At 69.8% G+C, this 12,665-nt stretch carries 14 protein-coding genes; 6 read left to right on the forward strand and 8 right to left on the reverse strand.

All coding sequences use genetic code 11. The features are described 5' to 3' along the window. Positions 1-39 precede the first annotated feature (39 nt). From IF17_RS0123360 to IF17_RS0123370, 3 genes are all read right to left on the reverse strand, one after another. On the reverse strand, positions 40-363 hold the full coding sequence (locus tag IF17_RS0123360; RefSeq protein ID WP_018492200.1) for an STAS domain-containing protein: 324 nt from the start codon (positions 361-363) through the stop codon (positions 40-42). A 223-nt stretch (positions 364-586) separates the two neighbouring features. Further along, complete coding sequence (locus tag IF17_RS0123365; protein ID WP_030569100.1) at positions 587-1,435, reverse strand: 3-hydroxyacyl-CoA dehydrogenase family protein; 849 nt, start codon at positions 1,433-1,435, stop codon at positions 587-589. Positions 1,436-1,586: 151 nt separating this feature from the next. Next, positions 1,587-2,228: a TetR/AcrR family transcriptional regulator gene (locus IF17_RS0123370; protein ID WP_030569103.1), complete on the reverse strand. Its 642-nt coding sequence runs from the start codon at positions 2,226-2,228 to the stop codon at positions 1,587-1,589. 82 nt (positions 2,229-2,310) lie between these two features. Between IF17_RS0123370 and IF17_RS0123375 the strand changes: the two genes are divergently transcribed. Genes IF17_RS0123375 through IF17_RS0123385 form a run of 3 tightly spaced genes read left to right on the forward strand, consistent with a single transcriptional unit; the run spans position 2,311 to position 4,439 of the window. Then, entirely contained in the window at positions 2,311-3,093 is a 783-nt protein-coding gene (locus IF17_RS0123375; protein ID WP_030569106.1) for an ABC transporter ATP-binding protein, read from the forward strand. Between the two features lie 10 nt (positions 3,094-3,103). After that, entirely contained in the window at positions 3,104-3,853 is a 750-nt protein-coding gene (locus tag IF17_RS0123380; RefSeq protein ID WP_030569108.1) for an ABC transporter permease, read from the forward strand. A gap of 13 nt (positions 3,854-3,866) precedes the next feature. Beyond that, positions 3,867-4,439 carry a cob(I)yrinic acid a,c-diamide adenosyltransferase gene (locus IF17_RS0123385; RefSeq protein ID WP_030569111.1) on the forward strand — a complete coding sequence of 191 codons (573 nt, stop codon included), beginning with the start codon at positions 3,867-3,869 and terminating at the stop codon, positions 4,437-4,439. Here IF17_RS0123385 and IF17_RS0123390 read toward each other — a convergent pair. Next, complete coding sequence (locus IF17_RS0123390; protein WP_030569114.1) at positions 4,436-5,014, reverse strand: hypothetical protein; 579 nt, start codon at positions 5,012-5,014, stop codon at positions 4,436-4,438. The two genes, IF17_RS0123385 and IF17_RS0123390, sit on opposite strands and share 4 nt — an antisense overlap. A gap of 151 nt (positions 5,015-5,165) precedes the next feature. On the opposite strand from IF17_RS0123390, the gene IF17_RS0123395 reads away from it, so the two are divergent. From IF17_RS0123395 to IF17_RS0123405, 3 genes are all read left to right on the forward strand, one after another. Further along, positions 5,166-6,353 carry a sensor histidine kinase gene (locus IF17_RS0123395; protein WP_030569117.1) on the forward strand — a complete coding sequence of 396 codons (1,188 nt, stop codon included), beginning with the start codon at positions 5,166-5,168 and terminating at the stop codon, positions 6,351-6,353. Further along, the gene (locus IF17_RS0123400; protein ID WP_030569120.1) at positions 6,350-7,000 is read left to right on the forward strand and encodes a response regulator; all 651 of its coding nucleotides are present in this window, start codon (positions 6,350-6,352) and stop codon (positions 6,998-7,000) included. The genes IF17_RS0123395 and IF17_RS0123400 overlap by 4 nt, the downstream gene beginning before the upstream one ends. 234 nt (positions 7,001-7,234) lie before the next feature. Beyond that, the gene (locus tag IF17_RS0123405) at positions 7,235-9,109 is read left to right on the forward strand and encodes a glycoside hydrolase family 18 chitinase (protein ID WP_030569123.1); all 1,875 of its coding nucleotides are present in this window, start codon (positions 7,235-7,237) and stop codon (positions 9,107-9,109) included. Between the two features lie 101 nt (positions 9,110-9,210). Here the strand turns inward: IF17_RS0123405 and IF17_RS0123410 are convergent, their stop codons facing one another. The 4 genes from IF17_RS0123410 to IF17_RS0123425 form a co-directional block, all read right to left on the reverse strand. Further along, positions 9,211-9,657, reverse strand: a complete 447-nt coding sequence (locus tag IF17_RS0123410; protein WP_030569125.1) for a DUF2550 domain-containing protein — start codon at positions 9,655-9,657, stop codon at positions 9,211-9,213. 163 nt (positions 9,658-9,820) lie between these two features. Continuing rightward, complete coding sequence (locus IF17_RS0123415; protein WP_015611381.1) at positions 9,821-10,195, reverse strand: F0F1 ATP synthase subunit epsilon; 375 nt, start codon at positions 10,193-10,195, stop codon at positions 9,821-9,823. A 109-nt stretch (positions 10,196-10,304) separates the two neighbouring features. Continuing rightward, positions 10,305-11,747, reverse strand: a complete 1,443-nt coding sequence (gene atpD, locus IF17_RS0123420; RefSeq protein WP_030569128.1) for a F0F1 ATP synthase subunit beta — start codon at positions 11,745-11,747, stop codon at positions 10,305-10,307. Continuing rightward, positions 11,747-12,664: a F0F1 ATP synthase subunit gamma gene (locus IF17_RS0123425; protein ID WP_030569131.1), complete on the reverse strand. Its 918-nt coding sequence runs from the start codon at positions 12,662-12,664 to the stop codon at positions 11,747-11,749. Before IF17_RS0123425 ends, atpD begins: the two co-directional genes overlap by 1 nt. Position 12,665: the final 1 nt, after the last annotated feature.

Consider the following 12,665-nt stretch of genomic DNA (forward strand, 5'->3'; position numbering starts at 1 on the left):
GGATTGCGCGCCTTCTGCCCCGACGGTCCGGGTACGTACTCAGACGCGCGGCAGTGAATCGGCGGCGATCCCGCCCTCGATCGCCAGGATGCGGTGCAGCCGGGTGGCCACCAGGAGGCGCTGCATCTGCGGCGGGACGCCGCGCAGCACGAGACGGCGCCCGGCCCGGCCGGCTCTGCGGTGGGCGCCCATGATGACGCCGAGTCCGGTGGCGTCCCAGGAATTCAGCTCGGTCAGGTCCAGCACCAGATCGCCGGCTCCGTCGTCGACGGCCGAGTGCAGGACCGTACGGGCGTCCGCCGCGCTTCGGACGTCGAGGCGGCCCCCGACGACCAGCTCGGCGTGGTCGCCCCTGATATGCATATGCGCTCCCCTGCTCGCTCGGTGGCGAGGTCGTCTGTCTGCTCTCTGTCTGTTCTTCTCTTCCACAACTGACTGCCGCAACGACAGGGAAGTTGCCGTCTGTAAGCGAACCGATACCGAATTCACTCGGTGGAGTGACGTTGGTTCGCCGGAGGCCGGACACCGCCGGGTACACTCCCCGCCCCGTCGGCGGCAGGCCGAGGGGGCAGGGGTGCGGCTGCGGTCAGTACGTGTAGAAGCCCTGCCCGCTCTTGCGCCCGATGTCACCTGCGTCGACCATCCGGCGCATCAGCTCGGGAGCCGCGAACTTCTCGTCCTGCGACTCGGTGTAGATGTTGCCGGTGGCGTGGAGCAGGATGTCGACGCCCGTCAGGTCGGCGGTGGCGAGCGGCCCCATGGCGTGGCCGAACCCCAGCTTGCAGGCGGTGTCGATGTCCTCGGCCGTGGCGACGCCCGACTCGTACAGCTTCGCGGCCTCGACGACGAGGGCCGAGATGAGCCGGGTGGTGACGAAGCCCGCCACATCTCGGTTGACGACGATGCAGGTCTTGCCGACCGACTCGGCGAACTCCCGGGCGGTGGCGAGGGTTTCGTCGCTGGTCTTGTAGCCGCGTACGAGTTCGCAGAGCTGCATCATCGGGACCGGCGAGAAGAAGTGCACGCCGACGACGCGCTCCGGACGCTCCGTCACGGCCGCGATCTTCGTGATCGGGATGGCGGAGGTGTTGGAGGCCAGCACGGTGTTCTCGCCGACGACCTTGTCCAGGGCGCGGAAGATCTCGTGCTTGACCTCCAGCTTCTCGAAGACGGCCTCCACGACGACGTCCACGTCCGCGACGGCGTCGAGGTCGGTGGTCGTGGTGATGCGGGCGAGGGCGGCCTCGGCGTCGGACGCCTCCAGCTTGCCCTTGGAGACGAACTTGTCGTACGAGGCCTTGATGCCGTCGAGGCCGCGGGTCAGCGCCGCGTCGGTGACATCACGCAGCACGACGTCCCAGCCCGCCTGGGCGGAGACCTGCGCGATCCCGGACCCCATGAGTCCGGCCCCGATGACGGCGAGCTTCCTGGCCACGTTCGCACCCCTTGTTCTCTGTCCGCCTCTGCGGCATCTGTTCACGGCGGTTCACATTGCTCTCCGGCGGAGATTAGTACCCGTCGGGGGCGCTGGGGCCGTGAAGAGATGCGCGTCACGTCTCGAATGACGGACATCACACCGCCCGGTATCACCCGGCGGCGCGCCGCGCGTAGTTGAGGACCTTCTCGCCGAGGAGGTCCTCCATGTCGTCGATCAGGACGAGCGCGTCGCGCGAGACCTCGCCCGTGGCGCGGCCCGCCACCATCTCGCCGCCGATGTACGCCATCAGCGTGCTGTGCACCCAGGCGAGCTGACCGGCCACCAGGACCGGTGCGTGGTCGCCGGGACCCGCCGCGGTCTCCTCCCGCAGGGTGCCCTCCAGGTGGAGCTGGGCCTCCTGCCCGATGTGCCAGAGCCGGGCCTTGAGCGTGTCGGCTCCCTCGATGACCCGCAGGAAGCTCGCGTAGCCGTCGATGAGGCCGACCGTCGGCGAGACGCCCTCCACCTGGATCCGCAGTTCGCGCAGGACGGCCTCCGCGGCGGACTCCCCCGTGTCGCGGCCCCTGACCCAGCGCGAGAGACGGTCGACGATGCCCTGGCCGCGGTCCAGGAAGAGGTCTTCCTTGGCCGGGAAGTAGTTGTAGACCGTGTTCACCGAGACGTCGGCGGCTTCGGCGATCTCCGCGATGGTGACCGCGTCGAAGCCCCTCTCGATGAAGAGCCCGGTGGCCACGTCCGAGAGGTGCTGCCTCGTCCGGCGCTTCTTCCGCTCCCTCAGTCCCTCAGCCATGGGCCCATCGTACGGATGCCGTGGTGCCGCTGAAATTTTGGAGGCATTGCAATTTTTAAGTCGCTCTGTTTTTGTGGTCACCATGCCTGTCATCAGCACGTCCGGCCTCGCCCGGACCTTCACGACCAAGGCGGGGCCGGTCCATGCCGTCCGCTCCGTCGACCTGTCCGTCATGCCCGGCGAGATCGTCGGCCTCCTCGGCCCCAACGGCGCGGGCAAGACCACCACCCTGCGGATGCTCACCACGCTGCTCGCCCCGACCGGCGGCACGGCCACCGTGGCCGGCCACGATCTGCTCACCGACCCCGCGGCCGTCCGCGCGGTCTGCGGGTACGTCGCCCAGTCCGGCGGCGCCGACCCGTATCTGACCGTCCGGGAGGAGCTCGTCACCCAGGGCCGGCTCTACCGGCTGGGCCGGGCGGAGGCGGCCGCCCGCGCCGGGGAGCTGGCCGCCGCGCTGGGGCTCGAAGACCTGCTGGACCGGAAGGCGGCGAGCCTCTCCGGGGGCCAGCGGCGGCGACTCGACATCGCCATGGGCCTCACTCACCGCCCGGCCGTCCTCTTCCTGGACGAGCCCACCACGGGCCTGGACCCCGGCAGCCGCGCCGACCTGTGGGACCTGGTGCGGAGCCTGCGCGACGGGGCGGGCACCACCGTCGTCCTGACCACCCACTACCTGGACGAGGCCGACGCGCTGGCCGACCGGCTGATCCTGATCGACGGCGGCACGGTGGTCGCCGAGGGGACGCCCGCCCAGCTCAGGACCCGGTACGCCGGCTCCCCCGACGCTTCCCTCCAGGACGCGTTCCTGGCCGCCACCGGCCGCCCCGCCAACCCTGCCGACGCCGCCCCCGTAGCCGTATAGGACCCCTCACGTGCTCTTCCACGACACCGCGATCGTCTTCGGGCGCTACGCCCGGCAGACCCTGCGCTCCCGTTTCCAGGTCCTCTTCGGCCTGCTGATGCCGCTCCTCCACCTCTTCTTCTTCGGCCCGCTGCTCCAGGGCCTCCCGCTCGGCTCGTCCGCCGACTCCTGGCAGGTCCTCGTGCCCGGGCTGCTCCTCCAACTCAGCCTGTTCGGAGCCTCGTTCGCCGGATTCGCGATTATCATCGAGAAGTCGACGGGCGTGGTGGAGCGCATGCGGGTGACCCCGGTCAGCCGCCTCGCCCTGCTGCTGGGGCGCGTCCTGCGCGACGCCCTGCTCTTCACGTTCCAGGCGGTCCTGCTGGTGCTCGCCGCACTGCTCATGGGGTTGCGCGCACCGCTGGCCGGCATCCTCATCGGCTTCGCGTTCACGGGTGTGCTGGCGCTCGCGCTGGCCTCGCTGTCGTACGCCCTGGCCATGCGGGTCGCCACCCCGCAGGAGTTCGGGCCGGTGATCAACGCGGTGACGATGCCCGCCATGCTGCTCTCCGGTCTGATGCTGCCCATCACCCTGGGCCCCGCCTGGCTGGACGTGGTCTCGCACTTCACCCCGTTCCGCTATCTGGTGGACGCGGTACGGGACGCCTACACGGGCTCGTACGCCACCGCGCACATGCTGTACGGGGTCCTGGTGGCCGTGGGCTTCGCCCTGCTGGCCGTGACAGTGGGCACACGGGTCTTCCAGCGGGCCGGAGCGTAACTACGCTGGGCCCATGGTCAATCTGACGCGCATCTACACCCGGACCGGCGACCAGGGCACCACCGCCCTCGGCGACATGAGCCGCACCGCCAAGACCGATCTGCGGATCGCGGCGTACGCGGACGCCAACGAGGCCAACGCGGTGATCGGGACCGCCGTCGCGCTGGGGCAGCTCTCCGAGGACGTGGTGAAGGTCCTCGTACGGGTCCAGAACGACCTCTTCGACGTGGGTGCCGACCTGTCCACGCCGGTGGTCGAGGACCCGGAGTACCCGCCGCTGCGGGTCGAGCAGTCCTACATCGACAAGCTGGAGGCGGACTGCGACCGTTTCCTGGAGGAGCTGGAGAAGCTGCGCAGCTTCATCCTTCCGGGGGGTACGCCGGGGGCCGCGCTGCTCCACCAGGCGTGCACGGTGGTCCGGCGCGCCGAGCGGTCGACCTGGGCGGCGCTGGAGGTGCACGGCGACGTGATGAACACGCTGACCGCCACCTACCTCAACCGCCTCTCCGACCTCCTGTTCATCCTGGCGCGCAGCGCCAACAAGGAGGTCGGGGACGTGCTGTGGGTGCCGGGCGGTGAGCGTTAGAACCGGTCGGCCGGCTCGCGTTCCGCCGCCGCGTCCGTGTTCTTGGGGGCCTGCTTCGGGAAGAGCGTGTAGCCGCCGGCGATGATCACGTTGATGCCGATCACCAGGAGCATCTTCTGTTGCCAGCCCTGGAGCGAGCTGACGGCGCCGTCCGGACCGACGTACCAGACCGCCGCCTGGAGCAGGCCCAGCGCGACCGCCGCCGCGAGGATCCAGCGGGCGGCGGTGCGCCACTCGTGGACGGCGCGGGCCGTGCCGTACTTCGGCGGCTTCACCGGCGGCGGGCCGCCGAACCAGCGGTGCGCGACCCAGGCGTCCACCTTCTTGATGGTGTGATGGCCGAGGCCCACGGTGAAGCCGATGTAGACGGCGGCCAGCCCGTGCTTCCAGTCGGGCTCGGCGCCGTTCCTCAGGTCGATCACCGTCACCACGAGCAGCACCACCTCCAGCAGCGGCTCGCAGAGCAGTACGGCCGCGCCGAGCTTCGGCTTCCTCACGACGTACCGCAGCGCGAGCCCGGCGGCCAGCAGCACCCAGAAGGCGACCTCGCAGGCCACCACCAGTAGAGCGATCACAGCTTCTCTCCTCCCGTTCCCCTCCAGCCTCCCGTCCGCCGGGCGGGGATACGTCGTCGGCGGTGACGAAACGGGACTGCATCCTTCGATGTACTCGCGCCTCGGTCTGCGAAGGGAGGCCCGGCGACGGTGGTGCGTGTTGGATGGAAGGGTGTTCACCTCGATCCGCCCCCACCGCGACGACGTGGCCCTCGCCGTCTCCGGGCTGCTCGGGGGGCTGCTCCTGTGGCTGCTCGGCCTGCACACCCAGGGCGGCCGTCCCTTCTCCGCGCCCTGGGTCACCCTCGTACCGCTGGCCGTGACGGCCGCGATGGAGCTGCTGCGCCGGAGCGCTCCGCGCACCGCGCTGACCGTAGCCGTGCTCGCGCTGATCGCCGACCAGTTCACCCGGGGCAGTCTGGCCACCGTCCTGATGTTCACGGACGTCATGTACGCGGCCGTCCTGTACGGGACCCCGGCCGCCGCCCGCCGTCTCCCGGTGGCCACGCTCCTGATCACCGTCGCGTCCACGATCGGGTTCCTGGCCTGGTTCCGCAGGCCCGAGGCGCTGCTGATCGGCGTCGTCATCGGGCTGGTCTCGTTCATCCCCGCCATCACCGGGGTCAGTGTCCGCAACCACCGCACCGCCGCCGAGGCCGCCCGGCTGGCCGCCGCGCAGACCGCGCGGCTGGCCGAGATGGACCGGGTGCAGGCGGTGATCGCCGAGCGGGCCCGGATGGCCCGGGAGCTGCACGACATGGTCGCCAACCACCTTTCCGCCGTGGCGATCCACTCCACGGCGGCCCTCTCCATCGACGACCCGGAGACCTCGCGGAACGCGCTGAAGGTGATCCGGGAGAACAGCGTGGAGGGGCTCGCGGAGATGCGCCGGCTGATCGGGCTGCTGCGCGAGGGCGGTGAGGACAGCGCCCCGGCCGCGGCGCCGACGCTGGCATCGCTGGACGCCCTGATCGCGCAGGCGAACACCAACGGCGCCCCGAGCGGGCTGGTCTGCGCGCTGGAGGACACCCGGGCGGCGGGGTCCGCGGCGCTGCCGACCCCCGTCGAGCTGGCCGCGTACCGGATCGTGCAGGAGTCCCTCACCAACGCCCTCAAGCACGCGGCGCCGGGGCCGGTGACCGTGCGGCTCGACCTCACCGGCGACGTACTGGCGGTCGAGGTGACCAGTGTGTCCGGCAGTCGGCCCGGGCCCACCGCGCCGGGGTCGGGGGCCGGTCTGGTGGGGATGCGGGAGCGGGTGGCGCTGCTGGGTGGGTCGTTCGAAGCGGGTTGCGTGGACGGGAAGTTGTGGCGGGTTCGGGCGGAACTGCCCGTTGGGGAAAGGGAGATGCGGGAATGACGATCCGGGTACTGGTGGCCGAGGACCAGGCAGCCGTACGGGCGGGGCTGGTGCTGATCCTCTCCAGCGCGCCGGACATCGAGGTCGTCGGGGAGGCGGAGGACGGCGAGGCGGCGGTGCGCCTGGCGCGTGAACTCCGGCCGGATCTCGTCCTGATGGATGTGCAGATGCCTCGGCTGGACGGGGTGGCGGCGACCCGGCAGGTGGTGGCGGAGGAGCTGGCGGACGTCCTGGTGCTGACCACGTTCGACCTGGACGAGTACGTCTTCGGGGCGCTGCGGGCGGGGGCCTCGGGTTTCCTGCTGAAGAACACCGACGCCCGCGATCTGCTGGAGGCGGTACGGACGGTGGCGCGCGGCGAGGGGCTGATCGCCCCGGCCGTGACCCGGCGGCTGATCGCGGAGTTCGCGGGGGTGCGGAGCGTACGGGCGGCGGGTGCGGCCGATCCGGCGGTACTGGAGGCGCTGACCCGGCGGGAGCGGGAGGTGCTGGGGTGCCTCGGCGAGGGGCTGCCGAACGCGGAGATCGCGCTGCGGCTCTCGATGGCGGAGGCGACGGTGAAGACGCACGTCAGCAGATTGCTGGCCAAGCTGGGGCTGCGCAGCCGGGTCCAGGCGGCCGTGTTGGCACAGGAGTTGGGGATCTGACGGCGGCGGGGGCCCGGGCGCGGCCCGAGACCGCGAAGGGCCGGATTCCGGTCCGATTCCGGGCCGGTTCCGGCCCTCGATCTTTGGTCCAGACCTCTTGACGATTGGTCCAGACCTTCCTAATGTCACCCATCACACACTGCGGTGAGTACGAGAGCACCCGTACTCAGGGCGGCGCAGGGTTTGCAGTCCACGAATCATCCCCGTTTGCTGGACCTCACCCGAGGAGCACCGTTGAGCACTGATACTCCCCCACGCCGTAGCCGGTTCAGATGGATCCCGCTGCGCAGCAGCCGGTCCAAGGTCATCGCCGGTCTCACCGCTCTGGCCGTGCCGTTCGCCGCGATGGTAGGTCTCGCGACTCCGGCCGCGGCGGCCACGTCGGCCACCGCCACGTACACGAAGAAGTCCGACTGGAGCAGCGGCTTCGAGGGCCAGTGGACGGTGAAGAACACCGGCACCACGGCGCTCTCCTCCTGGACCATCGAGTGGGACTACCCCGCCGGGACCCGGGTCAACTCCGCCTGGGACGCCACCGTCACCAACTCGGGCAACAGCTGGACCGCCAAGAACCTGGGCTGGAACGGCAGCATCGCCCCCGGCGCCAGCGTCAGCTTCGGCTTCAACGGCTCCGGCCCCGGCGCCCCCAGCGGCTGTAAGCTCAACGGCGCCTCCTGCGACGGCTCCACCGTCCCCGGCGACAACCCGCCCTCCGCCCCCGGCACCCCCACGACCAGCGACGTCACCAACACCTCGGTGAAGCTGAGCTGGAGCGCGGCCACCGACGACAAGGGCGTCAAGAACTACGACGTCCTGCGCAACGGCGCCAAGATCGCCACGGTCACCGACACCACGTACACCAACACCGGACTGACCGCCGGCACCGACTACACGTACGCCGTCCAGGCCCGGGACACCATCGACCAGCTCGGCCCGGTCTCCGGCTCCGTCTCGGTCCGCACCACCGGCGGTGGCGGCGGCGAGCAGCCCGGCGGCGACAAGATCAACCTGGGCTACTTCACCAACTGGGGCGTCTACGGGCGCAACTACCACGTCAAGAACCTGGTGACGTCCGGCTCCGCGGCGAAGATCACGCACATCAACTACGCCTTCGGCAACGTGCAGAACGGCAAGTGCACCATCGGTGACTCCTACGCCGACTACGACAAGGCGTACACCGCCGACCAGTCCGTCGACGGCAAGGCCGACACCTGGGACCAGCCCCTGCGCGGCAACTTCAACCAGCTGCGCAAGCTGAAGGCCCAGTACCCGCACATCAAGATCCTCTGGTCGTTCGGCGGCTGGACCTGGTCCGGCGGCTTCCCCCAGGCCGCGCAGAACCCCGCCGCCTTCGCCCAGTCCTGCTACGACCTGGTCGAGGACCCCCGCTGGGCCGATGTCTTCGACGGCATCGACCTCGACTGGGAGTACCCCAACGCCTGCGGTCTGACCTGTGACACCAGCGGTCCGGCCGCGCTCAAGAACCTCGCCTCGGCCGTGAAGACGAAGTTCGGCGCGGGCAACCTGGTCACCGCCGCCATCACCGCGGACGGCTCGGCCGGCGGCAAGATCGACGCCGCCGACTACGCGGGCGCCGCCCAGTCCTTCGACTGGTACAACGTGATGACGTACGACTTCTTCGGCGCCTGGGCGGCCAAGGGCCCGACGGCCCCGCACTCGCCGCTGACCCCGTACACGGGCATCCCGCAGGAGGGCTTCACCTCCGCCGACGCCATCGCCAAGCTGAAGGCCAAGGGCGTCCCGGCCAAGAAGCTGCTCCTCGGCATCGGCTTCTACGGCCGCGGCTGGACCGGCGTCACCCAGTCCGCCCCCGGCGGCACGGCGACCGGCGCGGCCCCGGGCACGTACGAGGCGGGCATCGAGGACTACAAGGTCCTCAAGAACACCTGCCCGGCCACCGGCACCATCGCCGGTACGGCCTACGCCCACTGCGGCACCAACTGGTGGAGCTACGACACCCCGGCCACCATCGGCTCCAAGATGACCTGGGCGAAGAACCAGGGCCTGGGTGGCGCGTTCTTCTGGGAGTTCTCCGGTGACACCACCAACGGCGAACTGGTGAGCGCGATCAACAGCGGCCTCAAGTAGCCCTCACGCCGTAACAACCACCAGCGCCACCCCCCGAAAAGCGCCGGGGAGACGGGTCCGCCCCCCGTCTCCCCGGCTTTTCGCTGTGTACGCAGGTGGCTCTAGGCCACGTTGACCCGCTGGCCGGGCGGCGCCGCCTCCAGCCAGGCGAGGAAGCCGGTCAGGGCGTCCTCGCTCATCGCCAGCTCCAGGCGGGTCCCCCGGTGGAGACAGCCGAGCACGACGGAGTCGGAGAGCAGCGCGAGCTCCTCCTCGCCCTCCGGAAGCCGGCGGGCGATCACCTCGATCGCAGAACGCTCCAGGCCCCGGCGGGGGCGAGGAGCGTAGGAGAAGACACGGAACCAGTCGACGCGGTCACCGCTGTAGCGGGCGACCCCGTAGACCCAGCCTTTGCCGGAGGGGTCCGGCTCCTCGGAGACGTCCCAGCGGAGGGAACAGTCGAAGGTGCCTCCGGACCGCTGGATCAGTCGTCGGCGCAGGCCGAAGACGAACAGTCCCACCAGGACCAGCACGATGACGGACACGCCCACCCACAACGCGAGGACCATCTCCACCGACCTCCTCGCATCGTCGAGTAACGGGTAACGCGTAGCGCGTAACGGATAACGAACCGATTCGAACTGAACTGCACCTGCATCGCCTCAGCCGCGACACGGCTGGATTTCTCCAGCTCGGGCCGCGGCTGAGTAAAAACATCGCTCCGTGGGGGTGCTAGTGCACCGCCACCGCGCGCAGACGGATCTCGGCGCGCCGCTCAGCGGCGGCGTCCGCGTCCGACTTCGCGCGCTCCAGCGCGCGCTCGGCGCGCTGGACATCGATCTCGTCCGCCAGCTCGACGATCTCGGCCAGCAGCGACAGCTTGTTGTCCGCGAACGAGATGAAACCACCGTGCACAGCGGCGATGACGGTACCGCCCTCGCTCGTGCGGATCGTCACCGGGCCCGATTCCAGCACACCGAGAAGCGGCTGGTGACCGGGCATGATGCCGATGTCGCCGGACGTGGTACGCGCGACGACCAGGGTGGCCTCGCCGGACCAGACACTGCGGTCCGCGGCGACCAGCTCCACATGCAGCTCAGCAGCCAAGGAGACTCCTCGGGTCACCACCCGGCCGCGCGGCCGGGTGTCGGTTCAATTCTACGGGGCGTGGTGAGGGGGGCGGGACCAGCCCCACCCCCCTCGGTGAGCCGGAGGCTCAGGAGACGCCGAGCTCCTTGGCCTTCGCCTTGAGGTCGTCCAGGCCACCGCACATGAAGAACGCCTGCTCGGGGAAGTGGTCGTAGTGCCCGTCGCAGATCGCGTTGAACGCGGCGATCGACTCGTCGAGCGGGACGTCCGAACCGTCCAGGCCGGTGAACTGCTTGGCGGCGTGGGTGTTCTGCGACAGGAAGCGCTCGACGCGACGGGCACGGTGGACGACGAGCTTGTCCTCCTCGCCCAGCTCGTCGATACCGAGGATCGCGATGATGTCCTGGAGGTCCTTGTACTTCTGCAGGATCCCCTTGACGCGGCTGGCCGCGGCGTAGTGGTCCTGGGAGATGTAACGCGGGTCCAGGATGCGGGACGTGGAGTCCAGCGGGTCCACGGCCGGGTAGATGCCCTTCTCGGAGATCGGACGGGAGAGAACCGTCGTCGCGTCGAGGTGGGCGAACGTGGTGGCCGGGGCCGGGTCGGTCAGGTCGTCCGCGGGGACGTAGATCGCCTGCATCGAGGTGATCGAGTGACCACGCGTCGAGGTGATGCGCTCCTGGAGCACACCCATCTCGTCGGCCAGGGTCGGCTGGTAACCCACCGCGGACGGCATGCGGCCGAGCAGCGTGGAGACCTCGGAACCGGCCTGCGTGAAGCGGAAGATGTTGTCGATGAAGAGCAGCACGTCCTGCTTCTGCACATCGCGGAAGTACTCCGCCATGGTCAGGGCGGACAGGGCCACGCGCAGACGCGTCCCCGGCGGCTCGTCCATCTGGCCGAAGACGAGCGCGGTCTTCTCCAGAACGCCCGACTCGGTCATCTCGTCGATGAGGTCGTTGCCCTCACGGGTGCGCTCACCGACACCGGCGAACACCGACACACCGTCGTGCAGCTTCGCCACACGCATGATCATTTCCTGGATGAGGACCGTCTTGCCGACGCCCGCACCACCGAACAGACCGATCTTGCCGCCCTTGACGTACGGGGTCAGCAGGTCGACGACCTTCAGGCCGGTCTCGAACATCTCGGTCTTGGACTCGAGCTGGTCGAAGGCCGGGGCCTTGCGGTGGATCGGCCAGCGCTCGGTGATCTGCGCCTCGGCCTCCGGCTCGTTCAGGATCTGACCGAGGGTGTTGAACACCTTGCCCTTGGTGATGTCGCCGACGGGGACGGTGATGCCCGTGCCCGTGTCGGTCACCGGGGCCTGGCGGACCAGGCCGTCGGTGGGCTGCATCGAGATCGCGCGGACCACGCCGTCACCCAGGTGCTGGGCGACCTCGAGGGTCAGCGTCTTGCGGGCGCCGGCCTCGGCCGGGTCGTCCACCTCGACGTGAAGGGCGTTGTAGATCTCCGGCATCGCGTCGACGGGGAACTCCACGTCGACGACCGGGCCGATGACCCGGGCGACGCGGCCCGTGGCAGCGGCCGTCTCAACAGTGGTCGTCATTACTTGTCACTCCCCGCGGTCGCGTCGGCCAGAGCACTGGCACCGCCGACGATCTCGCTGATTTCCTGGGTGATTTCGGCCTGGCGGGCCGCGTTGGCAAGCCGGGAGAGGCTCTTGATGAGGTCCCCGGCGTTGTCGGTGGCCGACTTCATCGCGCGGCGGCGGGCAGCGTGCTCGGAAGCGGCTGCCTGCAGCAGTGCGTTGTAGATACGGCTCTCGACGTAGCGCGGCAGAAGGGCGTCGAGGACGTCCTCGGCCGACGGCTCGAACTCGAACAGCGGAAGGATCTCGCCCTTGCGGGTGCTCTCCTCCGCGACCTCGTCGAGCGAAAGCGGCAGCATCCGGTCGTCGACCGCGTTCTGCGTCATCATCGACACGAATTCCGTGAAGACGATGTGCAGCTCGTCGACGCCGCCCTCGGCCGTCTCCTTCTGGATGGCCTCGATCAACGGGGCGGCGATGCGCTTGGCATCGGAGTACGCCGGGTTGTCGGTGAAGCCCGTCCAGAATTCCTCGACCTTGCGCTCGCGGAAGCCGTAGTACGCGACACCCTTGCGGCCGACGATGTACGTGTCGACCTCCTTGCCCTCACCGGCAAGGCGCTCCCGCAGCCGCTCCGCGGCCTTGATGGCGTTGGAGGAGTAGCCGCCGGCCAGACCGCGGTCGCTCGTGACGAGCAGGACCGCGGCGCGGGTCGGCGCTTCGGCTTCGGTGGTGAGCGGGTGCTTGGCGTTGGAGCCGGTCGCCACCGCGGTCACCGCACGGGTGAGCTCGGTCGCGTACGGCATCGACGCCGCCACCTTGCGCTGCGCCTTGACGATGCGCGAGGCGGCGATCATCTCCATCGCCTTGGTGATCTTCTTGGTCGCGGTGACGGCTTGGATGCGGCGCTTGTAAACGCGAAGCTGAGCGCCCATC

Origin of the sequence: Streptomyces cyaneofuscatus (genome assembly GCF_000718135.1) — a bacterium.
GTDB classification, from domain to species: Bacteria; Actinomycetota; Actinomycetes; order Streptomycetales; family Streptomycetaceae; genus Streptomyces; species Streptomyces cyaneofuscatus.